This window comes from Acinetobacter sp. YH12041 (genome assembly GCF_013419975.1).
Lineage (GTDB): Bacteria > Pseudomonadota > Gammaproteobacteria > Pseudomonadales > Moraxellaceae > Acinetobacter.
Window position 1 is genome coordinate 1 of record NZ_VOZC01000028.1, and the last position, 26,367, is coordinate 26,367.

22 protein-coding genes, 1 other RNA gene and 1 pseudogene are annotated in these 26,367 nt (G+C 44.3%); 15 read left to right on the forward strand and 9 right to left on the reverse strand.

Going from position 1 to position 26,367, the window contains the following annotated elements; genetic code table 11:
• The 7 genes and pseudogenes from FTU00_RS14120 to FTU00_RS14150 all read left to right on the forward strand — a co-directional run.
• Positions 1-108: pseudogene (locus FTU00_RS14120) on the forward strand (IS5/IS1182 family transposase); the annotation flags it as partial.
• 229 nt (positions 109-337) lie between these two features.
• On the forward strand, positions 338-1,756 hold the full coding sequence (locus FTU00_RS14125; RefSeq protein ID WP_180179924.1) for a phosphomannomutase/phosphoglucomutase: 1,419 nt from the start codon (positions 338-340) through the stop codon (positions 1,754-1,756).
• A gap of 10 nt (positions 1,757-1,766) precedes the next feature.
• Complete coding sequence (gene argB / locus FTU00_RS14130; RefSeq protein ID WP_159123314.1) at positions 1,767-2,675, forward strand: acetylglutamate kinase; 909 nt, start codon at positions 1,767-1,769, stop codon at positions 2,673-2,675.
• A gap of 268 nt (positions 2,676-2,943) precedes the next feature.
• Positions 2,944-3,792 (forward strand): class II glutamine amidotransferase, encoded by an 849-nt coding sequence (locus FTU00_RS14135; protein WP_180179934.1) that lies wholly within the window; start codon positions 2,944-2,946, stop codon positions 3,790-3,792.
• Positions 3,793-4,088: 296 nt separating this feature from the next.
• Complete coding sequence (locus FTU00_RS14140; protein ID WP_004783243.1) at positions 4,089-4,544, forward strand: bacteriohemerythrin; 456 nt, start codon at positions 4,089-4,091, stop codon at positions 4,542-4,544.
• Positions 4,545-4,704: 160 nt separating this feature from the next.
• Positions 4,705-5,784 (forward strand): hypothetical protein, encoded by a 1,080-nt coding sequence (locus FTU00_RS14145; RefSeq protein ID WP_180179925.1) that lies wholly within the window; start codon positions 4,705-4,707, stop codon positions 5,782-5,784.
• Positions 5,784-6,113: an RnfH family protein gene (locus FTU00_RS14150; RefSeq protein WP_180179926.1), complete on the forward strand. Its 330-nt coding sequence runs from the start codon at positions 5,784-5,786 to the stop codon at positions 6,111-6,113. Before FTU00_RS14145 ends, FTU00_RS14150 begins: the two co-directional genes overlap by 1 nt.
• A 103-nt stretch (positions 6,114-6,216) precedes the next feature.
• On the opposite strand, the gene FTU00_RS14155 is transcribed toward FTU00_RS14150, so the two are convergent.
• Positions 6,217-6,615, reverse strand: coding sequence for an outer membrane protein assembly factor BamE (locus FTU00_RS14155; RefSeq protein WP_004783238.1), 399 nt, complete (start codon positions 6,613-6,615; stop codon positions 6,217-6,219).
• Positions 6,616-6,727: 112 nt separating this feature from the next.
• On the opposite strand from FTU00_RS14155, the gene fur reads away from it, so the two are divergent.
• Positions 6,728-7,165, forward strand: coding sequence for a ferric iron uptake transcriptional regulator (gene fur, locus FTU00_RS14160; RefSeq protein WP_004783237.1), 438 nt, complete (start codon positions 6,728-6,730; stop codon positions 7,163-7,165).
• 66 nt (positions 7,166-7,231) lie between these two features.
• Here the strand turns inward: fur and FTU00_RS14165 are convergent, their stop codons facing one another.
• The gene (locus FTU00_RS14165) at positions 7,232-8,353 is read right to left on the reverse strand and encodes a PilT/PilU family type 4a pilus ATPase (RefSeq protein WP_004783234.1); all 1,122 of its coding nucleotides are present in this window, start codon (positions 8,351-8,353) and stop codon (positions 7,232-7,234) included.
• A 27-nt stretch (positions 8,354-8,380) separates the two neighbouring features.
• Positions 8,381-9,418, reverse strand: coding sequence for a type IV pilus twitching motility protein PilT (locus tag FTU00_RS14170; RefSeq protein ID WP_004783232.1), 1,038 nt, complete (start codon positions 9,416-9,418; stop codon positions 8,381-8,383).
• Between the two features lie 123 nt (positions 9,419-9,541).
• Between FTU00_RS14170 and FTU00_RS14175 the strand changes: the two genes are divergently transcribed.
• Positions 9,542-10,231, forward strand: coding sequence for a YggS family pyridoxal phosphate-dependent enzyme (locus FTU00_RS14175; protein WP_180179927.1), 690 nt, complete (start codon positions 9,542-9,544; stop codon positions 10,229-10,231).
• A 31-nt stretch (positions 10,232-10,262) separates the two neighbouring features.
• Here FTU00_RS14175 and FTU00_RS14180 read toward each other — a convergent pair whose 3' ends face one another.
• The 3 genes from FTU00_RS14180 to FTU00_RS14190 are packed head-to-tail and all read right to left on the reverse strand — an operon-like array spanning position 10,263 to position 16,246.
• Positions 10,263-11,369, reverse strand: coding sequence for an acyltransferase (locus tag FTU00_RS14180; RefSeq protein ID WP_180179928.1), 1,107 nt, complete (start codon positions 11,367-11,369; stop codon positions 10,263-10,265).
• A 3-nt stretch (positions 11,370-11,372) separates the two neighbouring features.
• Positions 11,373-14,984, reverse strand: a complete 3,612-nt coding sequence (locus FTU00_RS14185; protein ID WP_180179929.1) for an AAA family ATPase — start codon at positions 14,982-14,984, stop codon at positions 11,373-11,375.
• Positions 14,985-14,992: 8 nt separating this feature from the next.
• On the reverse strand, positions 14,993-16,246 hold the full coding sequence (locus tag FTU00_RS14190) for an exonuclease SbcCD subunit D C-terminal domain-containing protein (RefSeq protein WP_180031906.1): 1,254 nt from the start codon (positions 16,244-16,246) through the stop codon (positions 14,993-14,995).
• Positions 16,247-16,875: 629 nt separating this feature from the next.
• Between FTU00_RS14190 and FTU00_RS14195 the strand changes: the two genes are divergently transcribed.
• Together FTU00_RS14195 and FTU00_RS14200 are read left to right on the forward strand one after the other, a co-directional pair.
• Positions 16,876-17,322 carry an ABZJ_00895 family protein gene (locus tag FTU00_RS14195; RefSeq protein ID WP_180179930.1) on the forward strand — a complete coding sequence of 149 codons (447 nt, stop codon included), beginning with the start codon at positions 16,876-16,878 and terminating at the stop codon, positions 17,320-17,322.
• Positions 17,323-17,516: 194 nt separating this feature from the next.
• Positions 17,517-18,422, forward strand: a complete 906-nt coding sequence (locus tag FTU00_RS14200; protein WP_180179931.1) for a TIGR01777 family oxidoreductase — start codon at positions 17,517-17,519, stop codon at positions 18,420-18,422.
• On the opposite strand, the gene thiO is transcribed toward FTU00_RS14200, so the two are convergent.
• On the reverse strand, positions 18,411-19,532 hold the full coding sequence (gene thiO, locus FTU00_RS14205) for a glycine oxidase ThiO (protein WP_180179932.1): 1,122 nt from the start codon (positions 19,530-19,532) through the stop codon (positions 18,411-18,413). The two genes, FTU00_RS14200 and thiO, sit on opposite strands and share 12 nt — an antisense overlap.
• A 20-nt stretch (positions 19,533-19,552) precedes the next feature.
• The gene (gene hemB / locus FTU00_RS14210) at positions 19,553-20,566 is read right to left on the reverse strand and encodes a porphobilinogen synthase (protein ID WP_175966866.1); all 1,014 of its coding nucleotides are present in this window, start codon (positions 20,564-20,566) and stop codon (positions 19,553-19,555) included.
• Between the two features lie 105 nt (positions 20,567-20,671).
• Between hemB and FTU00_RS14215 the strand changes: the two genes are divergently transcribed.
• The 3 genes from FTU00_RS14215 to FTU00_RS14225 all read left to right on the forward strand — a co-directional run bounded on the left by FTU00_RS14215 (position 20,672) and on the right by FTU00_RS14225 (position 24,111).
• Complete coding sequence (locus FTU00_RS14215) at positions 20,672-21,169, forward strand: thioesterase family protein (RefSeq protein ID WP_034703122.1); 498 nt, start codon at positions 20,672-20,674, stop codon at positions 21,167-21,169.
• A gap of 263 nt (positions 21,170-21,432) precedes the next feature.
• The gene (locus FTU00_RS14220) at positions 21,433-22,578 is read left to right on the forward strand and encodes an HlyD family efflux transporter periplasmic adaptor subunit (protein WP_180179933.1); all 1,146 of its coding nucleotides are present in this window, start codon (positions 21,433-21,435) and stop codon (positions 22,576-22,578) included.
• Positions 22,579-22,584: 6 nt separating this feature from the next.
• Entirely contained in the window at positions 22,585-24,111 is a 1,527-nt protein-coding gene (locus tag FTU00_RS14225; RefSeq protein ID WP_180033571.1) for a DHA2 family efflux MFS transporter permease subunit, read from the forward strand.
• Positions 24,112-24,160: 49 nt separating this feature from the next.
• Here the strand turns inward: FTU00_RS14225 and glpK are convergent, their stop codons facing one another.
• Entirely contained in the window at positions 24,161-25,645 is a 1,485-nt protein-coding gene (gene glpK, locus FTU00_RS14230) for a glycerol kinase GlpK (protein ID WP_180053943.1), read from the reverse strand.
• Between the two features lie 130 nt (positions 25,646-25,775).
• Between glpK and ssrA the strand changes: the two genes are divergently transcribed.
• Positions 25,776-26,135, forward strand: a transfer-messenger RNA (tmRNA) gene (gene ssrA, locus FTU00_RS14235).
• Positions 26,136-26,367 lie beyond the last annotated feature (232 nt).

The window sequence follows — 26,367 nt, forward strand, 5'->3', positions numbered from 1 at the left end:
AAAACCTTCAAAATCCTTGCTGAGCGTTATCGAAATAGAGGTAAAAGGCTTGGTTTGAGATTCAATTTAATCGCTGGAATCTACAACTTGGAACTGAGCAAAAAATGATTTATGAAAGAGGTCTAATGCAAGAAGTCATTTTTAGTTGGGTTTATTTATTTTACTAGTTATACAAATTAAATACATAAAAGATTAATAATTATACTTTTATAATTGATTGTCACATTCAATTCATATAAAAATACAGAGTCTTAAAACAAAAACAAATGTTTAAAGTCATGATGATTGCTTAATCATTATTTTATCTCCTTATATTCAATAGTGAAAAGAACAGTTTATGGGATCCATGAATCAACCCTTTCCGGCTCACATTTTTCGTGCCTACGATATCCGAGGTAAAGTCAGTTTACTCAGTACAGGTGTGATTGATGCTATTGCGCATGGTCTGGCTCAGCAATATCAAGCTGCGGGACAGACTCGGGTTGCGATTGGCTATGATGCCCGCATCAGCAGTCCGGCTTTTGCTGAAACCATTCGCCGTATTTTTCAAGACTATACTATTGAAGCCGTCATTATCGGCTGTTGTTCCAGTCCGATGCTGTACTACACAGCGCGTCAGTTTGATGGTAATGGTGTGATGGTCACGGCCAGCCATAATTCTAAAGAAGATAATGGAATTAAATGGATTATTGCAGGGGAGCCGCCTTGTCCCGAGATGATTCAGCAGGTCGCACAAAAAGCAAAACTTCATGTAAATAGTTCTTTATCGTGTCTGAATGATTTGCCTCACCAAATTATTCCCGAATTTTGTCTGCAATATCAGCAGGAGATGCTTGAAGATATTCAGTTGAAGCGCCCATTTAAAGTAGTGCTGGACGGTCTGAACGGTTCAGCAGGACGTTGTGCCAACTTGGTGCTGCAAAAACTAGGTTGTGAAGTTACCGCCTTACGTTGTGAAGCCAATGGGCATTTTCCGGATCATGCGCCTGATCCTTCTCAGGAAGCGCATTTACAAACCTTGCGTCAGGTTGTCATGCAACAGCAGGCGGATCTGGGTATTGCCCTAGATGGTGATGGGGACCGGTTGGTACTGGTGGATGAGCAGGGTGTCATTATTAGTGCTGATCAGCTTCTCTGTTTATTCGCAGAAATTTGTATGACTGGCACAAAAGCATGTCAGTTTGTTTATGACGTTAAATGTTCAACCCTGGTTCGCGATACAGTTCAACGCCTGGGCGGAAAACCGGTGATGATTCGTACTGGTAGCTCATTCCTGCGAAAATATCTGGCGCAGTCCCAGCATCAGGCCATTTTTGGTGGTGAATATGCCGGGCATTATGTTTTTAATGACGGACGTGGCTGGGGCTATGATGACGGTCTTTATGCGGCGCTTCGGGTCATGGAATATCTGGATCAGAAAAGTATGACTTTAAGTAAGGCCTTGCGCGCTTATCCAAAACGTCATGGGACTGAAGATTTATATATTTCCACTCATCAGGTGCAGCCTGTTGAGCTTTTAAACTTTGTTGAGCAGCAATCTACGCAATTAAATGCACAAATCAGTAAAATTGACGGGATACGTCTTGATTTTGATGATGGTTTTGGCATCATTCGAGCATCCAATACGGGTGAATATTTCACGGTGCGCTTTGATGCCAATGATGCACAAGGCCTGAATGAAATTCGACATCTGTTTGTATCCATGTTGCGTGACCGTTATCCACAGATCGCTCAAGACATTTTAGATGCTCAATAAGGAGAGGCGAATGCCAAATCAGCATACAGGCATCGACAAAGCACAAATTTTGACTGAAGCTTTGCCGTATATCCAACGCTTTGCGGGTAAAACCCTGGTGGTAAAATACGGTGGCAACGCGATGACGGATCCTGAGCTAGAAAGCTCTTTTGCACGTGACATCGTTTTATTAAAAACAGTCGGTTTAAATCCGATTGTGGTACACGGCGGTGGTCCACAAGTCGATTCTATGCTGAAACAGCTAGGTCGTGAATCTGACCGTATTGATGGTATGCGCGTGACAGATCCGGCAACCATGGAAGTGGTCGAGATGGTTCTGGGCGGTAGCGTAAACAAATCAATTGTGAACCTGATCAACAAACATGGTGGCCGTGCAATTGGTTTAACCGGTAAAGATGGCAACCTGTTACGCGCCAAAAAGCTGTTAATGGAAAAGACGGCTGAAGACGGTTCAATCCAAAAAGTGGACCTGGGTATGGTGGGTGAAGTCGTTGGCGTGAAAACTGACGTACTGGAAATGTTTACCAACAGTGACTTTATTCCGGTGATTGCGCCGCTCGGTGTCGATGAAGAAGGCAACACCTACAATATCAATGCCGATCTGGTTGCGGGTAAAGTGGCCGAAGCCTTAGGGGCAGAAAAGCTGATTTTGCTGACCAATATTACCGGTGTGCTGGACGAAAATAAAAATCTGCTGACCGGTTTAACGACTCAGGAAGTTGATCGTCTGATCGAAACAGGTGTGATCTATGGCGGCATGATTCCTAAAGTCGGCTGTGCGCTTGACGCAGTAAAAGGCGGCGTGATCAGTGCACATATCGTGGATGGTCGCGTACCACATGCCAGCCTGTTAGAAATCTTTACTGATCATGGTGTGGGAACTTTAATTACCAATCGTTCTAATCCACATCGTCCATAAAGATAAATTGAATATCAAAGAGTCTCACTTGAGGCTCTTTTTTATTTCTTTTATTTTAATATTTTGATCACTATAAATATTAAAGTTAAATTTAAGATATGCATTTTTAAGCTGAGCTTTAAAACTGAAACTCCTTTTGCTAAATTAAATATAAAAAAATAGTTTATTAGCATTTTTAGCGCATAGCATTGCAATGATCGAGATTTGAAAAGGTTCAGCCTGTGATGCACAATAACCTTAAGAATACTCTGTGACCTGAATGAAGATTATGTGCCAGCTACTGGGAATGAATTGTGCGACACCAACAGATATTACCTTTTCATTTCGAGGTTTTTCTCAGCGGGCGGGGATTACCTCAGATCATTCTGATGGTTTTGGAATTGCTTTCTTTGAGGATAAGGCCTGCCGATTATTTGTTGATAATCAGTCAGCTGTTGAATCACCGATTGCAGAACTGGTGCGTAATTATCCGATCAAATCCCGTAATGTAATTGCGCATATCCGTAAGGCTACACAGGGCAAGATTAATCTGGAAAATTCGCATCCGTTTAGCCGTGAATTATGGGGACGACAATGGATCTTTGCTCATAATGGTGATTTAAAAGATTTTTTACCTGAACTTTCGGGACGTTTTACGCCAGTCGGTAACACTGATAGTGAGCGTGCTTTCTGTTATTTGCTGGATCAGCTGGTGAAACGTTTTGGTTATGATGAACCGAAGCTGGATCAGGTCTTTGATTTGCTGGCTGAGATTTCTCCATCCATTGCAGAGCATGGCACTTTTAATTTCTGTCTGTCCAATGGTCAGGCATTATTTACCTATGCAACGACTAAACTGCATTGGCTGGTTCGTGAATATCCATTTAAGCCAGCTCAACTGATTGATATCGAAGTTGAAGTGGATTTTAGTCAGGTCACCACGCCTGAAGATCGGGTCGCTGTGATTACCACAGAGCCGCTAACGCAGAATGAAGAATGGACAGCCTTTCAGGAGGGTGAAATGATTTTGTTCAGAGATGGGGCCAAATATCGTTCCCAATTGACCCATGTCGCCCGTCTGGAACGAGAGCGTCTGAATCCTTCGCTAAAACGGGTGACTAAAGCAGATTTATATTAAATCTGGTTAAAATTCGATATTAAAAAACAGGATATCGCTCCTGTTTTTTTCTGAATTTGATATTTATTTTAAAGTGAAATCATTAAAATAAATAAACCATGAAATATAAAATCGATCAAAAAATACTTTATTCTTGTGGTCGGGTTTAAAATATAATTGGTTGGATAAACAATGATTTACATTAATTAAATAGAAAATAAACTGAAAACCAACCGATTTACTTCATTTTTATTTAAATCAATTAGATATATGATCTTTTTCAAGCGATAAATCATTAATATCAATAGGTGGTCGTAATGAAAATGAAATGGGTTCCAGATTATAATACTGGTATCGATGTGATTGACGATCAGCACAAACGAATTCTCGATTATATCAATGAGATTGATGGAATTGATGCCAATACCGATCGTGCTCGTATTAAACAGATTCTAGAAAATATTATTGATTATACCCAGTCGCATTTTACCTTTGAAGAATCACTCCAGGAAGAAGCGGGCTATAAATATCGTGTGCCGCATAAACGTGTACATGACCTGTTTATTAAAAAGATTGAATCTTATCGTGACCGTTTTGAATTGGGCCAATCTATTGAAGCGGAATTACATGAAGTATTATCTAAATGGCTGATCAATCATATTCAGCACGATGACGCGGATTATGTCGGTGCGGTAAAAGAAAATATGATGGGAATCATTAAAGATAAAGAAAAGAAAAAGGGTAAAAACTGGTTTGCCCGTTTCTTCTCATAACTCGATTGTTCTTAGAATAAAGACAAATCGGGAAAATAAAAAAATAAAGCTTAATAATAAATTTGCGCAGCAAATCACGGGCATGGTGGTTTGCTTTTTTGTTTTTGATTTTCATCGTCTCACAAGGCAAAATAGCGCTAGATTTTTATAGGAATACATCATGCAGGACAATGCTATGTCAAAATGGTTATCGCCTCTGATGGCTTTCTGTTTATCCTTTCTTATTATTGCGACACTCGCACCGATAACAGGTATTCAGATTGACCGTCAGCTTGATTTCTGGATGTTGTGGTTAGCGACCATGCTAATTCTGGCCCTTCCAGTCTGTTATCTGGAAATTGCTCTGGCGAAACGCTCAAAAACCACTGCACTACAGGCATTGTCGAGCCTTACCCGTGAAGCTGATAGTTCTCAGCGCTGGCGGATCGTCGGCTGGCTGGCAGTTGTATTTATTCCATTCCTCGCGGGTGCGATGCTTAATCATGCTTCTAATGTGATTGCAGTTGCTAATCTTGATGTTCAGCAGCCAGTGATTTTTGCGGTGCTGGCAATTGCTGCATTTATATTATCGCTGGTGCCACGTTTAATTCTGGTTGGGATCACTGCGATCGGCGTACTTGCATCTTTGATTATGGCGAATGTGATGGGAACTGAATTACCGGCTTGGCAGGTAACACCCGTCCAATTCGTAGAGTGGGGCAATGCCACTGTATTGGCTTTGGTGGCGAGTGGTCTAGGTATGGGGCTGTATTGGCAATCAAGTCTGGCTGTCGTAAAACAGCAGGATGTTGCGACTAAAACAGCCTTACCGATTTGGGTCGCGCAGCTATTAGCGATCATCGCCTTTGGTTTCTTTGCAGTAAAAGCTGAAATCCCTGCATTTGCTTTAATCGCAGCCATTGTCGCAGCCGCTGCTTTGCTTATGCAAATGGCACGTGAGCAGTTACAGCAACGCCAAATGAATATCATCATTCAGTGGGCGATTGTGATCGCTGCCACCTTGGTCTGGTTAATTCCAAATGTTGCACCGATTTTCAATAATCTGCTGATTCTTTGGGGACTGGTGATCAGTCTGATTTATGCCTTGTTTGCTGGCTGGATCATGAAGATTAGTCATTTGCGTAAATCGATGAACTTCAGCTCAGAAGCGGTATATAACATCTGGCGTATTGCGGTTCGTATTGTCTTGCCAGTATCAATTATTCTGGCGATTGTTGCTGTATTAGGACAATTTTTCTGATGACTGAGGCAATGATCTGGGTAGCCTATGCTACCCTGGAACAACAGTTTCATATTGCCGTACCTTTCCAGCCCGGCATGACTGCACTGGATGCAATTGACCAAAGTGGCATCCGTGCACAGGTGGAATTGCCTGAACCTCTGAGTCTGGGCATTTTTGGCGTTAAGCTACAGGATCATACCCAGCCATTGGCAGCAGGAGACCGGGTAGAAATTTATCGTGCTTTAACCATCAACCCCAAGGATATCCGCCGTAAGCGCGCTGAAAAGAATCCGGTGGGTCGTTATGCCAAAGGTAACCGTTTCAAGCAAAATAAACGTTCAGATTAGTGGAATGTGGCTTTATTGAACAGATGGTCTGATTATTTGATAAATCAATCTATTTAATTAAAAAAACCCCTGATCATACAGGGGTTTTTTTATGCAAAAGCGATTATAGTGGTGGGGCATTTAAGATCGCTTCTTTGGAACCTGGTAGACCTGGCTGAGATTCTGGAATGGTTTCCAGACCTTCAATACGCTCTACGATACCAGACTGATTAAAGTAAATTTTTAGATGCTGGCCTTGGGCTGCTGGGATCTTGGCTTTTTTAGCATAGGTTCCTGGGGTATAGTTGTAGATGTAGTCCCAGCGTAGCGGATTGAGCGGATCAGATACTGTTGGACTACCGAGCAGGAAACGCACCTGTTGGTGGCTCATTCCTACCTGAATTTTAGAGGCTTGTGCTTGAGTTAAAGGTGTTCCTTGAGGAATATCAACTTTGTACACACCTAATGTCGAACAGCCGACAAGCAATGAAGTGACGAATAACGTCAGCATGATTTTTTGCATTTTGCTACACTATCCCAAATTAATTATGATGCATTTGATCCAAGGATAGATCATACTGCATCTAAACTTTGTTGCCTATTCCAACTTTGATTTTGTTGAGAGACCTTTTTACATGCCTATTTCAAACCAAGATTTACGAAAAGCTGGACTGAAAGTTACCCTTCCACGAATTAAAATATTAGAACTATTAGAAAACTCTAGACGGCATCACCTTAGCGCTGAAGACATTTATAAGACTTTACTCGAACAAGGGGAAGATGTGGGTCTTGCAACTGTGTATCGTGTGTTAACACAATTTGAGGCAGCAGGGATTATTGAGCGTCATAATTTTGAAAATAATCACTCAGTTTTTGAAATTATGCAGGAAGATCATCACGATCACTTGGTTTGTCAAAATTGCAACAAAGTCGTTGAATTTACAAATGATGTTATTGAACATGAACAGCACGAAGTTGCGAAGAAATTTGGTTTTGCATTGACTGGTCATTCACTTAATCTTTACGGTTATTGTGACGCGCCTGAATGTCAGGAAGCTTACCGTAAGAAATAATTCAGCTTTAGGCTGAAATAAAAACAGGCTTTATTAAAAGCCTGTTTTTTTATGCTTTGAAAATGATCAGGTTTGACCATCAAAAGTGATATTGGAATGCGCACGTAATAAATGCTCGCCACCTTCTTCTGACAGTTTGATTTGCAGACGCAGGTCGTTTGGTGAGTCGGCATGTTTTAGTGCATCTTTATAGCTAATCTGCTTGGCCTTATACAGGTCATATAGCGCCTGGTCGAAGGTTTGCATGCCCAGTTCGCGTGAACGCTTCATCAGATCCTTGATCTCATGCACATCACCTTTACGGATCAGATCCGCAATCAATGGCGAATTGATCAGGATTTCAATCGCTGCACGGCGGCCATTGCCATCGATAGTTGGAATTAGCTGCTGTGCCACAATGGCTTTCATGTTTAGGGACAGATCCATAAACAGCTGGCTGTGACGGTCGGCTTCGAAGAAGTGAATGATGCGGTCGATGGCCTGGTTGGCGTTGTTGGCGTGCAGGGTCGCAAAAACCAGGTGACCAGTTTCTGCAAAGGCAATCGCATAGTCCATGGTTTCGCGAGAACGGATCTCACCGATCAGAATCACGTCTGGTGCCTGACGTAAGGTATTTTTCAATGCCACTTCAAAGGAGTCGGTATCAATACCGACTTCGCGCTGAGTAATGATACAACCCTTATGCTGGTGCACAAATTCGATCGGGTCTTCAATAGTAATGATATGACCTTTGGAATTTTCATTACGGTAACCAATCAAAGAGGCGAGGGAAGTCGATTTACCTGTACCGGTTGCACCCACAAAAATAATGATTCCGCGTTTGGTCATCGCCAGTTCTTTTAGAATAGGCGGTAACTTCAGCTCATCCATAGTCGGAATGACGGTTTCAATACGGCGCAATACCATGCCTGGCTGATCGCGTTGCTGAAAAGCGCTGACACGGAAACGTGCTGATTTGTCCGGGTTGCTGATGGCGAAGTTACATTCGCGTGTGTCAGCAAATTCCTTGCGCTGCTTCTCGGTCATGATCGAGTTAAGTAGCTGTCCCACAGCCGCGCCCGGTAATTTCACCGAGCCAATCGGTACAATCTGACCATTAATTTTGATAGAGGGTTCAACATCGGCTGTGATGAACAGATCCGAGGCCTTTTTCTCTACCATGTAGTTGAGTAAGCCGTTAAAGTCCATGATAAAACCCCAAAAAATTAATTATTTTTATAAGAATGATTCAGGCTGTTTTGCTGCAGTACGGGCGACTTGCGGACTGATAATGCCTTTCGATACCAGCGTTTTCAGGCTTTGATCCAGCGTGGTCATGCCATAGTTGGCACCTGTTTGAATCGCAGAGTACATCTGTGCCACTTTGTTTTCACGGATCAGGTTACGGATCGCCGGAATACCGATCATGATTTCGTGTGCAGCCACACGACCACCCCCATTTTTCTTCAATAGGGTTTGTGAAATAACGGCTTGTAGAGATTCTGACAACATGGCACGGACCATGTCTTTTTCTTCAGCAGGAAACACGTCAATCACACGGTCAATGGTTTTTGCCGCTGAGGTGGTATGCAGGGTACCGAAGACCAAATGACCGGTTTCCGCAGCAGTCAATGCCAGACGGATGGTTTCAAGGTCACGCATCTCACCGACCAGAATAATATCCGGGTCTTCACGTAATGCAGAACGTAATGCTTCATTAAATCCATGCGTATCGCGATGCACTTCACGCTGGTTGATCAGACATTTTTTCGACTGGTGTACAAATTCGATTGGATCTTCGACGGTCAGGATATGGTCATAGCGGTTGTCATTGATATAGTCCAGCATCGCTGCAAGCGTCGTTGATTTACCTGAACCGGTTGGTCCTGTTACCAGTACAATACCGCGTGGATATTCGCAGATATCTTTAAAGATCTGGCCCATGCCTAGATCTTCAATGGTCAGCACTTTCGATGGAATGGTACGGAATACTGCGCCTGCACCGCGGTTCTGGTTAAATGCGTTCACACGGAAACGGGCCACGCCTGGAACTTCAAAAGAGAAGTCAGTTTCCAGATTTTCTTCATAATCACGGCGTTGCTTGTCATTCATAATGTCGTACACCAGTTTGTGTACTTCTTTATGTTCTAGTGCAGGCAGGTTGATGCGGCGTACTTCCCCGTCCACACGAATCATGGGTGGCAAGCCTGCTGATAAGTGTAAATCCGACGCACCATTTTTAGCAGAAAAGGCTAACAGTTCTGTAATATCCATAAGGTCCCCGAGTTCATTAAAATGTTATTTATTTTGCTAGAATAATAAGGCTTTCCCACAGCTTAACCAACACTTAGTTGATGAGCAAGGGAAAAAAATCCGCACGAAATGAGAACCCCATCAATGAATATGCTGCAACAGTCACGAAATCAGGTTTTAGCTCAGATCCAGTCTGCCTGCGCTCTGGCCGGACGTGAGCCGGATTCGGTACAACTTCTGGCCGTATCTAAAACTCAGCCTAGCCCTGTGCTGGCAGAAATGTATCAGGCTGGTCAGCGTGCCTTTGGTGAAAACTATTTACAAGAAGCACTGGAAAAAATCACGGCACTCAAAGATCTGAATATTGAGTGGCATTTTATCGGTCATGTGCAGCGCAACAAGACCAAACATCTGGCAGAAAATTTTGCCTGGGTGCATGGGGTGGATCGTCTGATTATTGCTGAACGTTTATCTAATCAGCGTAGTGATTCTCAAGCTGCGCTTAATATTTGTCTGCAAGTCAATATTGATGAGCAGGATAGCAAGGACGGTTGTCAGCCTGAGGAAGTAGCAGAACTGGTGGCACAGATCAGTCAATTACCGAATTTGCGCTTACGTGGTTTGATGGTCATTCCTGCGCCAGAAAATACCCAGGCCTTTGCAGATGCCAAAGCCTTGTTCGAACAGGTCAAAAGCCATCATGCAAAACCTGAAGACTGGGATACTTTAAGTATGGGGATGTCTGCCGACATGACCGAGGCGATTGCAGCAGGTTCTACCATGGTACGTGTGGGAACAGCCTTGTTTGGCGCACGTCCTAAAAAAACGGACTGATGTATACAGACAATTGAGTTATGGAAAAGCGTTATTGCAGAGTAGTTGATAACGCTTTTTTTCTTTGGGGTTCCAGCCATTGGGCCATGAACCAGGCAAAGAAAATTAAGCTGCACATGCTCATAAATAAGGATAAAACGGCACCCTCAAGACCATGATCAAGCGTTGCAGGAAAGCAGCCTAGAATAAAAAGCAGTAAAGGAAAATGGGTGACATAAAGTGTATAGGAGAAATTTGCGGACTGAGGCCAAACTGGTTGATATTGGCTTTGTTGATGTTGCAGCTGCACAATCCAGCAGACAAAGGCGAGTCCCATACACAGGTTAAACGGCACAAAATAATTTACACGATATAAGTCAGCCTGTTCAATGACATGAAACTGGTAAGCATCCGCACAGGCAATCATAAACGCCAAACCAAAGAGCACTAATTTAACAGGTTGTAGTCGACTCAAAAAACGCAGCTGGATCTGCCGGAATGAACTGGCAAAGGCAACCAGCCAGAGCAGAAAATAAAACAGAAACTGAAAGTTCAGTATGGAAAGCCCTAGAAGCAAGATAAAAAAGCCGATTTTAGCGATTCCAGAATCTTTTAAAAAAGGCAGAAATCCGGCCAGCACATAAAACCAGACTTCAAAGCTCAGGCTCCAGAGCGGTGCATTGGCAGATACCGTCGGTGTAATAAAGCCGTTTAGAAAGAATAAAGAACCCAAAAAATCCTGAGTATCAATGTTATAGGCAGTCCGCATCATCATGCCGAAACTGTTCTGGAACTCATGGCTATGTGAAGCAAAAAATGTAGGTGCTAGTACATATAGAATCAGACTGAAAGCGGATGCAAACAGAAAGGGCGGTAAAATACGGCGATAACGCTGCCGTATATACTGCCGCAGATTAAAATTTTCATGTTTTTGGATGTTGTTCTGGACCGAAGTCCCGATTAAATAGCCACTAAGCACAAAAAAGATCATCACAGCAGCCTGGCCTAATAGACGTACCCAGGAATATAAGCTCAGATCAAAAGGTGCAATAAAGGCCTGAAAACTATGACTAAATAGCACCACAATGGCGCTGATCCCCCGCAAGCTCTCGAGCTGTAAGCTGAAATGGGGCGAGAGCTTGTTCGGGGTGGAGTTCATGCTTTAACCTATAATCTGAATGGTACTGGCACCGGCACCGACCGGTTTAACCTGAATCTGAACCGGAATCCGTTCATGCATCTCCTGCACATGTGAAATCAGCACTACTTTACGGCCCTGACTCTGCAAATGATCCAGTGCATTCATGACCATATGTAAGGAAGCCGGGTCTAAAGTACCAAAACCTTCATCAATAAATAGCGATTCTAGTTTCATTGAGCCGGAAGCCATATTGGCAATCGCCAAGGCCAGAGCCAGAGAGACCAGGAAGGTTTCACCGCCAGAGAGTGACAGGACAGGACGCACTTCGCTGTTCATATCCAGATCGATAATCGCCAGACTCAAACTGTCTGGAATCCGGTACAGCTGATAACGCGGAGCCAGAGGCTGTAGTTGCTGATTGGCATATTCGACCAGAATATCCAGATGATGTTCCTGCGCGATTTTCTGGAATTTGGTGCCTTCCTTATGGCCGATCAGATCATAGATCCGGCCCCAACGATATTCTTCAGCTTTGACCTGTTCAATCTGATGCTGGTAGCGTTGTAAGGTCGACTGGTTATTGGCATGTATTCTTAATTTGGTGGCTACTTCATTACAGGCATTTTCCTGTTCAGCTTTTTCCTGTGCCAGACTACTTAAGCGCAGTTCAACTTCTTCAAAGCTAAGTTCAGGCTTGGATTTCAAATGATGCTGATATTGTTCTTCCAGAATGTCCCAAGCTGTTTTGGCATTTTCAACCGCCTGATGTTGTGCCTGTAATTGCTGACGAATTTGCTGATGCTGTTGCAAGTCAATATTCAGGCAATACTGGATATGTTCGGCATCAAACGTAGGATGTGTATTTTGCCAGTCCTGAATAGATTGCTGGCATTGCTTGATCTGTTGTTCCAGTTGCTGAATCTGGGTGATGAAACTCTGCTTTTTCAGCTCAGCCTGTCGTAAATGCTGATCATGCTGCTGGGTAACCAGACTCTGTGCCCGTAACTGTTCATCCAACGCCTGTTGTTGTTGCTCCAAATGGTCACGCCATTCCTGTGCTTTAGGATAAACCTGTCCGGCATGGGTGAGGGTCAGATGGTTGAGCTGTTCACGTAGTGCTTTGCCCATATTCAGCGCCGTATTCATCTTTTGCTGTAACTGAGCATCATATTGTTGATGCAGGCTGAGCTGATCACGTGCCTTTTCAATCTGCTGGTTTAAGCTTTGCATATGAGTCTCCAGGGTTTTGAATTCCTGAGACTGTTTCTGACGTTGTTGTAGTTGTTGAGATAACTGCTGACAACTTGATGAGGCATCAGTAATCCAGGATTTCTGCAAGGACTCAGGCAGTAAATTAACAACCGGCTGAATCATTTGTTCTAACTGTGAATGCTGCTGCATGCTAAAACGTAGCTGATCCAGCTGTTGCTGTTGCTGGCGCCATTGTTTCCAGTCACTTTGCTGATTTTGCAGGGTTTGTGCTAGCTGCTGTTGTTCTTGTTGAAGTTGAAGCACATGCTGGCCAAGCTGTTGCTGCAAATGATCTGTGCTCTGGCTTAGATCAAACTGTAAACCGAAGTGTTGCAAATCCTGACTCAGTTGAGCCTTTTGCTGTGCAAGGGTCGTATTGAGTTGACTGCTGCGTTGCTGATGTTGCTCAATTAGGGTTTGTAGTTGAGATTGCTGGATTTGTGCTTGCTGATATGTCTGAGTCAGTTGCTGTAGTTTTTTCTGAGCTTCCTGAAGCTGCTGGTCATGTAGCTGTTGCAAAGCATTTTCTAGCAGTTCCTGATGCTGTACAAAAGGATGCTCATGACTGCCACAGACCATACAAGGCTCATTTGGTTTCAGCTGTGCACGTAATTCCTGCACACTTTGTGCCTGTAATAAACGTTGCTGAGCCAATACTTGTTGCAATTGTTCGAAAGCCTGTTCTGCTTCCTGACGTTGTTGCTGTAATTGAACCAGCTCAGTTTCTAGTTGCTTTAAGCGGTCATGATAGCTTTCTAACTCGCGGTTCAATTGCAGGCTTTCAGTTTCTAAGCCAGCCATTTGCTGTACAGTGCGCATTAAAGCTTCAAGCTTCGAATGCTGGGTACTGAGTTGCTGCTGTTGCGTATGGAACTGTTGGATCTGCTGTTCAAGCTGATCCAGATGAGTATAACGCTGAGTGAGTTCCTGCAAGCTAGCAGATAAAGCCTGTTGCTGCTGTTCCAGTTCAGTGCGGCTGGATTGGAAAAGTGCCGGGTGCTGCCATATGAATTTCTGGTGCAGTTCCTGATAATCCTGTAAGCGTTGCAGAGTCGCCTGCGGTTCGTCATCGAAAACCGCTAAGAAGCCCTGTTGTTCCAGTTGCTTTTGAATCTGTAGATATTGAGCCTGAACCTGTTGTAAATGCTGTTCAGTCTGCACCAGTTGATTCTGAACAGGCTGAATCTGCTGGGTTCTATAGGTCTGCTGTTCAGCTAGAAGCTGTTTATACTGCTCGCCAATCGACAGCATTTCATGATCCAGCTTGAGTCCCTGATCCAGATAAGGTTTGATCTTCTGAAAGTCTTGTTGCTGCTGTTGTTGCTGTTGCTGAACGTGCTGCAACTTGTGCTGTTCACTATCACGCTGCTGCTGCACTGAGGTGAATTCGGCAACAAGGTTTTGTTGCTCAGTCAGTAAATGGCTACGCTGCTTCTGAAACTGATGTTGCTGGACAAACTGTTCCCGAATCTGCTGAAACTGGTCCAGTTGGTCTAATAACTGTTTTTGCGGTGCCATTTTCTGTTCAGCATCCAGCTGAACCGTATAGATTTCTTTTTTGGCCTGAATTTCAGTATAGAGATAATGCTGTTGGCGATGCCATTTCAGGTCATTTTCCAGTACCTTTTCGCTCTGGTTTAGATGCTCAACCGCCTGTTTTAAAATAGTGTGTTGCTGCTGTAAGGCAGCAATATCTTCTTCAGATAATAGTTCCAGATGACCGATTAATTTTTCCAGGTCAGCGCGTTTCTGCTTCACTTCACTGTGTTTTTCAAATGCTTTCTGGCTGACCAGACTGAAAATCTGAGAATTGGTCAGATATTCGAGTAAATCGGCACGTTCATTATCTTTGGCTTTTAAAAAGGCACCAACCTCAGACTGTGCTAATAGAACCGCACGGGTAAACTGCTCGAAACTCAAGCCGACCAGTTTTTCAATCAGCGGCGTGCATTCAGAAATCTTCTGGTTTAGAATCCGTTGATCATCCAGACAGGTAATGGCACGATCGACCTTTAAATTACCATCCACTTTCTGCCGGGCACGACGAATTTCCCAGCGTGCCGTATAGCGTTTCTGGTCTAAGGCAATAAACTCAAGCTCGGCAAAACCCTGTACGCAACCACGGCGCAGAATATTTTTGGAATCCTTGATCGAGACATCCTGTCCACCTGCATCTTTCAGACTACCTGTGGCACCTTTTAAACGTGGAATTTCGTTATACAGCGCCAGGCACATGGCATCGAGCAGAGTAGATTTACCAGCACCGGTTTTTCCGGTAATCGCAATCAGTCCGGCATGTGCCAGTGGATTCGATTCAAAATCAATATGATGTGTACCAGCGAGAGAGGCGAGGTTATTTAGGCTCAGACGGATAATTTTCATGGCTGATCCTAAGCTTGTTGTTTTTGTGCAAGTTCATGTTGGGCTTCGACCAGTAACTGCTGAAAATCCTGCTGCACCGAATGATCCTGGCTATAGCCCATTTTTTCCCAGATATTGAAAAACAGTGATTCAGGTGTTGGAGGTGCCAAGTCAATTTTAGAGCTATCAGCCTGATCTTCTGCTTGTCGTTGATAAATTCGGCTGATGCGTAGCAGACGATAACGATTTGGCGGCAGTGCCTGTTCAATCTGCTGACGTAAATCTACCGGTGGCGGTGCATCGGTAGTGTATTCAATTTCCAGAAAATGTCGTGCTGCCAGATGCTCAATTTCCCCAGTCGGCAGTGCTTTTACTTTGCTGAGCAAATTTTCCAGATTTTCTCGAATTCTAAATAGCTCGACAGTACGAGGAACTTTCAGCGCTTCAAACTGAAAACGCTGTTCAGCATTTTGTTCAGGATCGATTCTGACTTCAACAACCTGATGCGAATAGTTGATCTCACTAAAGGATAGGGGAATCGGGGAGCCACTATAGCGAATATGCGGCTGACCGACTTTCTGCGGTTTATGCAGATGTCCCAGAGCGACATAGTCAATGACTTCATCAAATAACGCCGTTGAGAGAGCCTCTTCATTGCCGACAATAATGGGGCGTTCGGAATCGGAAGTTTCACCGCCTTGCATATGTGCATGTGACATAAGAATCAGTGCCTGATGTGGCTGCTTACGTGCTTTGGCTTCGGCAATCAACTGTTGGTGCAGATAGCTGATGGCATTCTGGCTATTATGGGTATGTTCATTAATACCGGTAATTTCGGCACTGCGCAAATAAGGTAGAGTTAGGCACCAGGCAATAATCTCTTGCTGCTGGTCATAAATCGGAACCAGCAAACGATCCAGATCAAGAGTATTGTCCGCAGTCCGGCCGACAATACCCACCGCTTTGGCATTGAATTTAGTGAGTAAAGGCTGAACCTGTTCAATTCGATAACCTGAATCATGGTTGCCGGCAATCATCAGGGTTTGCATATGCGGTGCCAGTTCATGGGCATCGGCAAGGAATTGATAAAGCTGTCTTTGGGCACTGGAAGCGGGATTGATGACATCAAAAATATCACCGGCAATCAGTAGGGCATGTGGCTGTTTTTCCTTGATTTGTTCAAGGAGCCAATTCAGGAATTGTGCATGTTCAAATTCACGGTCATGGTTATGGAAAAACTGTCCCAAATGCCAATCAGAAGTATGTAGAAAATGAACTGCCATGTATACTCACCTTTATTTTTGCCTTCCTACTATAGAAAAAAGCCCAGCTAAAAATCTACTTGAAAAAAATATTTTGATCTATTTCATTGCTATACATCATTAAAACTATTTTCAGCGTAGTTTTGAATATTAGAATAATATCTATGAAATCAATAAAATATGATGTTTATATATAAAGTATTGAATACAGCGTTTTTATTTTAAATTTTACTTCAGGCATTTTTCATAGCATCTGGGTAGCAGAACCAATATTTTTTATAAAAATTGCTAAAAACAGACTTGAAAAAATGCAGCCGATCATTATTTTATGCTGCATAAGAAGCTGATAAAAATTTGCAGGCGAATTGCTAAAAACGGTTCGTCCAAAAAATAAAAACCGACGATTCGAGTGATGATGAAATCGTCGGTCAAAGATTTGTGTATAGTGAAAATTTTGGCTGCTATTCAAAATTTTCTAAAACACTGGACTTATTGCTTTAGCAAAGAGAACGAAAATTTGTGGATGCCAGTCCAAATTTCCGAACCTTGTACCCTATATAACGTCAGCATCTCGCTTTAGGTTGACAATAAAATGAAAAAAAAATTAATTTTTTTTATACTAGTTGATTAATTGTCCTTGAGTCCTACTAATGGTGCCTCTAACTCGCTATTTTCTCTGGTTTTTCTTCCTATGCTTTATTTTTACCTGCATTTGCGGGGTCGTGGCGGCGTTAATGCCGACAGGCATGGGTGCAGTATTAACCATTGTGCCTTATCTGGTGGCGATGATCTGGGTACTGTTTAAGTTTTTAAAACAGGAACAACGGGCGCCAACCCAAGCGGAGCGTAAAAAATTCACCTTGGGATTCAGCCTGATTTACTGGGGCTATAATCTGGCATTTTTAATTTTAGGGATTGCCATTGCGACACGATCCAATCCAAATGCCTGGCAGGACTTTTTACTGTACCTGCAACAGCCCCAATTTATAAGTATCGTCGTGATCATGTTCCTGCTCATCGCGATTCCGCTCTATCTGCTGACCTACTGGTTTTATGGCAAACAAGCACAGCGTATGGCAGCAAAAATGTTTGGCTAAGATTTCAACTCTTTATATCAAAATCGTTGAGATTAAATTCAAAAAGCTAAATCAGGCTGATAGAAAATCAGAAGTTTTCTGTATAGCCTGATGAGGCCATTCTTCACTCATCGACCCATATCATTTCACCCAACATTCTGATTTATGAGTGACGTATAATTTGAGCAATACAATAATAATGGCTCAGAATAACCATGTATAAACCTGTAGTCCTTATGACAGGCGCCAGCGGTTTTATTGGCAGCCATCTGGTGAAATTTTTACTGGCTCGTGATTATGCGGTAATCGGCCTGACCCGGCAGAAAAAATTGCGAGAAGAGCATCCTGATTTTCACTGGATTAATGATCTGGAAGAATTGAAAAATCATCAGATTGACTATGTGATTAATCTGGCCGGTGAAAGTATCGGTCAGGGTCGCTGGACAGCCGCACGGAAAAAGAAATTGCTGGATAGTCGGCTAAATACCACCAGGCAGTTATATGACTATCTAGAAAAAAATCAGATCAAACCCAAACGTATTATTTCGACTTCAGCGATCGGCTACTACGGAATCGATCCGCAAGAACACTGGGATACGGTATGTACCGAACAAAGTCCACCGCAATCGATTTTTATGTCAGAACTGTGTGAGAAATGGGAAAAACTGGCCTTATCCTATACCGGGCAGGACACCAAAATCGTTCGCTTTGCTGTGGTGTTTGGCCAAGGTGGCGGGATTCTTCCGCAGATGTTATTGCCAATTAAGCTGAATATGTTTGGCCGGATTGGCCATGGGCGTCAGCCGGTGACTTGGGTACATCTACAGGATGTCATGCGGGCGATCGAATTCCTGATGCAGCAGTCGACCCAGCAACAGGTATTTAATGTGGTTGCTCCAGAAAAAGTCAGTCAGGCGCAGTTTGTCCGGATCGCAGCACAGGTGCTGAAGCGTAAACCTTTATTGCCCTTACCAGCTTGCAGTATGAAAATGATGCTGGGTGAGCAGTCACAACTGATTCTGAATGGTCAATATGTCCAGCCCAAAGCCTTGCAGGAAGCCGGATTTGAATTTAGTTATCCGACCCTGAAAGAAGCCTTGATTGAAATTTTAAACCGTTAAAGAGTGCGGCTGTAAACGCTGTACCGGACTATAAGGCTGTGGATCTACGATGGTCGGTTGTTCCAGGATTAACTGAGACAGCAATTTTCCAGAAGCAGCACCCATACATAAACCATTACGGAACTGGCCAAAATTGGTCCAGAGATTGTTCAGATGCGGAATTTTGCCGATATAGGGAATGCCATCTGGTGAGCTTGGGCGTAGACCCGCCCACTGTTTCACGATTGGAAAATCAGCCAGTTCAGGCACCATTTCCAGACAGGCATCCAAGATAGCCTGACGGATTTCAGCAGAAGGCGAAGTATCAAAACCGACCTGACGCATGCTGGAACCACACAGCACATGCCCATCACGACGTGGAATCAGATACATGACCTTGTTCATGCACATGGTCGGTAGCCAGTTTGCTGGTGTTTTAAACAGTAGCATTTGTCCTTGAACTGGATGAACTGGAATGTCCAGACCGAGCTGTTCCGACCAGTCTGCAGACCATGCACCGGTTGCAATGACGAACTGATCTGCTTTAAAGCTCAAACCATTTTCAGTGGAAACACTGTGTACATGATCTTGCTGGATATTCAGCTGGGTGATTTTGCAGTGCTCTTGCCAGCTGACACGCGGATGCTGCTTGAGGTAAGCAATAGTGGACTGTAACAGTCGCGGATTGCGGATATTGGAAAGTTCTGGAAAATAGATCGCCTGTTTAAATTTCGGATCTACTTTGGAATTAATTTGCTGAATCTGAGGCTGATTCAGATATTCGGCATGTTGCTGCGGATCCTGATATTGCTCGGCATAACGAAGTCCAATTTCAAAATCAGACTCATCAAAAATTAGCATACCGGTTTCATGAATCTGGAAATCAATCCCGGTGATCGGTTGCAGTTTCTGGTTCCAGGCTTGATACAGCGGTTTGGCATGGCGGGCGAGGGCATTGACGGCATCGGGATAACGCCAGGGATACATCGGGGAGAGAATGCCACCTCCGGCCCAAGAAGCTGCCTGTCCAGCCGCGTGTTGATCAAAAATCGTAATAGAACATCCCTGTTCAAGCAATTCCAGAGCTGACATCAAGCCGGTGATGCCTGCTCCGATAATGGCGATATGCATTGCGCCAAGGTCCTTCTATTTTATTTCATGTCTTTCAGTTTGAGCGCCGCTTCTTCCGCGAAGTAGGTCCAGATACCATCTGCACCGGCACGGCGACAGCACATCAGGGATTCAAGAATCACGCTATCAGATAACCAGCCATTCTGAATCGCAGCAGCCAGCATGGCATATTCACCACTAACCTGATAAATAAAGGTAGGTACACCGAAGGTATCTTTGACTTCACGAACCACATCCAGATAAGGCATCCCCGGTTTAACGATGACCATATCTGCACCTTCCTGGATATCCAGTGCAATTTCATGCAATGCTTCAGCACGGTTACCGAAATCCATTTGGTAATTGTATTTATTGCCGCCTTTCAGGTTGCTGGCAGAACCAACCGCATCACGGAATGGACCGTAGAAACTAGACGCATATTTGGCTGAATAAGCCATAATAGAGGTATAGATATGGCCATTCTGTTCAAAGGCCTGACGAATTGCACCGATGCGGCCATCCATCATGTCACTTGGCGCGACAATATCAGCACCGGCTTCGGCATGGCTTAAAGTCTGCTTGATCAGTGCTTCAACCGTTTCATCATTCAGCACGTAACCGGTTTCATCAATGATGCCATCCTGGCCATGCGTGGTATAAGGGTCTAGCGCGCCATCAGTGATCAGCACCATTTCCGGTAATTCTTTTTTCAGCAGGCGAACGGTCTTCTGTACCAAGCCATCTTCATGCCAAGCGGCTTCTGCAGTCAGACTTTTATCTTCTTGTGGTGTGACCGGGAACAGCGCCAGCTTATTGACACCCAGTTCCAGCAAACGTTCTGATTTTTTTAACAACAAGTCAGCAGACAGGCGCTGCACATTTGGCATACTTGGAATGTCTTGGGTCTGATTTTGTCCCGGCAGCACAAATACTGGATAAATCAAGTGATCAGCACTGAGATGGGTTTCACGTACCATAGAACGTAAATGCTCATTTTTACGAATACGACGCATGCGAGTTGCAGGAAACGCGGGACGATTGAACGTATAGGTCATAAAAATCTCAGTAATCAGTATTAAACTAGGCCCCTATTGTAGCCCTATCTGAATTTTTTGGGCATAAATTAGCGGTTTTTTATTGTTGTAGCTTCGGGCAGACTTATGACTAAGACAGAAAGAAATTGGACAGGTAATATACATTTAGGTGCAAAAGTGGATATTGAAGTGGTCTTAAACCAGCTGGTACACGCTTTTAATACCTCTCCTTTTTTTAAGCATAATGGCATGACCATGCGAGTGGTCGATGGTCAGATCGAAGCATATGTTGAAATGCAGGATTTCATGATTGGCAATGTGGCATTTCAGATTCTGCATGGTGGTCTTGCAGCGACCATACTCGACAGTATTGGCGGAATTGTGGCGATGGGTGAGCTGTATAAGAAAGCCGAACCGGAAACTATTGCCGATACGATTAAAAAGGTATCACGTCTGGCGACGGTTGATATGCGCGTGGATTATCTAGCGCCCGGTCGTGGTAAATATTTTATTGCCCGTGCAGAAACCTTACGTTTGGGGCGTAAGGGTTGTACCATGCGTATGACCATGGTCAATGATGATGACAAGCCAATTGCTACAGCGATTGCTTCATATGCCTATTAATTAAGTTTATCTCCTCAATCCTGGCTCATTCTGAGCCCGAACTAAGCCCTTATTCCTGGAATAGGGGCTTAGTTTTTTAAACTTCCGAGTAATATTTTTTTGCATATTTTCTAATTTTTATTATTAGAATGCATGAAAATTAAATTAATACGGCTTTCTCATTTTACCCATTGATCAATAAACGGGATATGAATCTATACATTCATGTCAGTGCTGGTCAGTGTGGCTGCGTGACCAAGTCTGTTGGATTTAGGAAAAAATCAATGACAGATGTACAAGACACCCTGCCAGAAAACGCATCAGATACAACTTCGGATCAAGCTTTAAAAAATAAACGTAAAAAAGCCCTGAGTATTGTTGCCCTCCTTATGGTGATTGCACTGGTGCTGTTTCTGGTGTGGAAATTCTTTCTGAACAATTCAGTCAGTACTGAAAATGCTTATGTCGGTGCTGAAACGGCTTCTATCACGTCTATGGTGAGTGGCCAGGTTGCTGAAGTACTTGTCCATGATACCCAAGCGGTCAAACAGGGAGATATCCTGGCCAAAATCGATGACCGTGATGCCAAAATTGCAGTGGCTCAGGCACGTGCAGAACTGACCAAAGCCAAGCGCCAGTACAAACAGACTGCGGCCAATAGCGGGGCTTTAAGCTCACAGATTGGGGTTAGTGATGATGCAATTCGCAGTGCCGAAGCCCAGCTGGCTCAGGCTCAGGCAGCCTTACATAAAGCACAAGATGAATATACGCGTCGTGAAAAACTCAGTGCGAGCGGTGCAGTGTCTAAAGAAGAACTCAGTACAGCACAATCTGCACTGGATACTGCTAAAGCAGGCGTAGCTTCTGCTGAAGCGGGTCTGGCACAAGCAAGATCCAGCCAGAAAGCCGCACAAAGCAATTTAGCGGCGAATGAAGCCTTGATTCAAGGCGCGAATGAAAATTCGACTCCTGATGTACTTGTGGCTGAAGCCAAACTGAAACAGGCCGAGCTAGACTTAGAACGTACTGTAATTAAAGCACCTTTTGATGGGGTGGTTTCACGCCGTTCAATTCAGGTGGGTCAACGTGTTGCGCCAGGTACAATGCTGATGATGGTCGTACCAGTAGATCAGCTCTATGTTGATGCCAATTTCAAAGAAAGCCAGCTGGAAAAAGTCCGTGTGGGGCAGAAAGCTGAACTGACGTCTGATCTGTATGGTAAATCGGTGAAATATTACGGTACCGTGGTGGGCTTCTCTGGTGGTACAGGTTCAGCGTTTGCTCTGATTCCGGCTCAGAATGCCACAGGCAACTGGATTAAGGTGGTACAGCGTTTACCAGTGCGTATCCAGCTAGATCCGAAAGAACTAGCCGAGCATCCGCTACGTGTGGGTCTGTCGATGGAAGCTGAAATCCACTTCAAGAAGTAATTCCCGATGAATAAATATGTTCCATATGGGAATCTGACTGGCGGCAAGCTGATGCTGGCAGCCTTTGTGCTGGCATTAGCCAATTTCATGGTCGTGCTGGACATGACCATTGCCAATGTCTCGGTGCCGCATATTACCGGTAGTCTGGCAGTGTCCAGCTCGCAAGGCACCTGGGTCATTACGTCTTATGCAGTCGCAGAAGCGATCTGTGTACCTTTGACAGGATGGCTGGCGGGTCGCTTTGGTAGCGTACGCCTGTTTGGTGTCTGCCTGCTGGGTTTTACCATTTTTTCGATTCTATGCGGGATTTCTACCAGTCTGGAAATGCTGGTGTTTTGCCGGATCGGGCAGGGGTTGTTCGGTGGCCCAATCATGCCGCTAAGCCAGACTTTATTACTGCGAATTTTCCCACCTGAAAAACAATCCCAAGCGATGGGGATGTGGGCAATGACCACCGTTGTCGGTCCAATTCTCGGTCCAATTCTCGGCGGTACGATTAGTGATAACCTGTCTTGGCACTGGATTTTCTTTATTAATATCCCGGTGGGTTTGTTCTGCGGTCTGGCTGCATTGAAGCTATTAAAACCAGCAGAAACTGAAACCAATACTTTGAAGATTGATAAAGGTGGTTTGTTCTTACTGATTCTTTGGATTGGTGCGCTGCAATTAATGTTAGATCTCGGTCATGAACATGACTGGTTTAGCAGTTCCTTTATTGGGACCTTGGCGGTGCTTGCCATAGTCGGTTTAATCATCTTTACCATTTGGGAACTGACCGAACGGCATCCGATTGTAGATATCCGGATCTTCCGATATCGCGGGTTTACCTTTGCTGTGCTGTCATTGGCCTTTGCCTTCGGTGCCTTCTTTTCCAGTATTGTACTGATTCCACAGTGGGTGCAAATTAATCTGGGTTATACGGCCACTTGGGCAGGTTATTTAACCGCAACCATGGGTTTTGGTAGCCTGTTGATGTCACCGATTGTGGCGAAGATGGCGACCAAATATGATCAGCGCATTCTGGCCAGTTTCGGTTTGACCTTGCTCGCCGTTGTGACTTTGATGCGGGCATTCTGGACTACGGATGCTGATTTTATGGCATTGGCCTGGCCACAGATTCTGCAAGGTTTTGCGGTGCCATTCTTCTTCATTCCACTCTCCAATATGGCATTGGCCTCAGTCCAGCCTCAGGAAATGGCTTCAGCGGCTGGTTTGATGAACTTTCTGCGGACCATGGCTGGAGCGATCGGAGCTTCAATTGCAGTCACGATCTGGGATGATCATAGTAAAGTGGCCCGCAGTGAGCTGGTAGGTAAACTGAATGTCGAAGAAACCCAGAATACCTTAATGGCACAGGGCATGAGTTCGGACAGTGCCTTGGGTTATATTTCCAGTCTGGTGGATAAAGAAGCATTAACCCTGTCAGCTAATCACTTGTTTTTGATACTGGCGATGGTCTTTGTTTTTGCTGCCTTAATCGTCTGGTTGGCACCACGACCGAAAGCGGGTGTGGGTGGAATGCCATCACATTAAAATTTTCCAAAATAAAAAACCGCTAACTATTTAGCGGTTTTTTTCGATCTTATAAATCTGATTTAGCCCGTTTTAAGGCATTTTGCCATTTAGCTAAATGGGCTTCACGTTCATCGGACTGCATTTTGGGTTCAAAGGCACGTTCCAGTTGCCAAGACTGGGCAATTTCATTAAGGCTGGAAAATACGCCGGATTTTAAGCCTGCCATGGCTGCGGCACCCCAAGCTGTGGATTCCAGCATCTTCGGACGCAAGACAGGAACATTGAGCAGGTCAGCCTGAAACTGCATTAGCATATCATTACAACTGGCACCGCCATCGACCCGTAACTCTTTTAAAGGATGGGCAATATCGGATTGCATGGCCGTCAGTACATCGGAGACCTGAAAAGCAATGGACTCCAGTGCAGCTCGGGCAATATGGGCTTTATTGGTCCCACGTGACATACCACAAAGCAGGGCACGCGCTTCACTATCCCAATGCGGTGCACCCAGTCCGGTAAAAGCAGGAACTAAGACCACGCCGTCAGTATCTTCAACTTTACAGGCCAGCTTCTCAATATCACTGCTTTTCTGAATGATGCCCAGCCCATCACGTAACCATTGCACCACAGCACCGGCCATAAAAACGCTGCCTTCCAGGGCATAGCTGGTCTGTTCCTGTGCTTGCCAGGCGAGGGTAGAAAGTAATTTGTTCTGGCTGAGCTGAATATCATGACCGGTATTGAACAGCATAAAACAGCCGGTGCCATAGGTATTTTTTGCCATACCGGGTTCGAAGCAAGACTGGCCAAACAAGGCAGATTGCTGATCACCCAGAATGCCGGTAATGGGAATGGTGGCTCCTAACAAACCCGGTGCTGTATCTGCAATATGACAATCGGAACTGATGATTCGTGGCAGGACTGAAGCAGGGATATTAAACAGGTCGAGTAGTTCCTCATCCCAGCGTTGAGTATGCAGATTCATCAACATGGTACGGGACGCATTACTGGCTTCGATGATATGCTCGGCACCTTGAGTCAGGTTCCAGATCAGCCAGCTATCAATAGTGCCAAAAGCGACATGACCTTGTTCTGCAAGTTCACGTAAGCCATCCACATGTTCCAATAACCAGACCAGCTTGCCAGCACTGAAATAAGGATCAATCCGTAGCCCGGTTTTTTGTTGTACCTGATCCATCTGGCCTTGCTGTATCAGCTGATTACACCAGTCTGTTGCACGACGATCCTGCCAGATAATCGCTGGTGCAAGAGGCTTCCCATTACGACAATCCCATACCACAGTCGTTTCACGCTGATTGGTCAGGCCAATCGCTTTAATATCTTTGGCCAGAATCCGGGCGGTAGCAAGCGCCTGTTGTACCACTGCAATTTGCGAGCTCCAGATTTCCTGTGCATCCTGTTCGACCCAGCCGGAATGTGGGGTCTGGATATGGGTTTCGCGTTGAGCTGTTGCCTGAATCTGTCCGTGTTCATTAAAGATGATTGCACGGCTAGATGTCGTTCCCTGGTCGAGTGCCAATAAATAGCTCATAATTTTTTTAAATGCTGACTTGAATTATGAAATATTAGCGCAATTATGTAATCAGGCGCATTCAAAAGTGTATTTGTGTAGAAAATGCATCGTATTTTTTGCCAGTTATGCTATGATGAGCTTGTACTTTGGGGATGTTCTTGGCTTCGACGCCGATGATGAAACTCATAGATGCATGCCGAGAGCGCATTTTCTCTCGTAAATAAAATTTGCATTTAAATAGTCGCAAACGACGAAACTTACGCTCTAGCAGCCTAAGGGTTGCTTGTCCGCATCTCTGAATACTTGTGGTTAGAGATCCCGACTGAAGCGAACGCACACAAGTCCGTATAGAGTCAAGCCTCGGGGCTTTATACCAAATCTAGAGGATCGCACCTTGAACCCTGTTCGTCGGGTCTCTTGGTGTTAAAACAATAGACGATATCTAAGCATGTAGTATTCTCGAGCGTAGTGTTGGCGGACGCGGGTTCAACTCCCGCCATCTCCACCAAAATTCTTGTTATAAATCAGCCACTTATATAAGTGGCTTTTTTATTGGCTACATGTTTATTTTAAGCGTTTACCAAATTCAGTTTAAGATGAAAAAGTTTTTTAATAGATCTCTTTCATAAATCAAAAAACGATCTTCTTTTTGGTTAATATTTGCACTCCAGATTTCTTGGCATTCATGCATAATCTGCGGATGAAATACATCGATTCAAACAAGCTTTCTGATCCTCAGT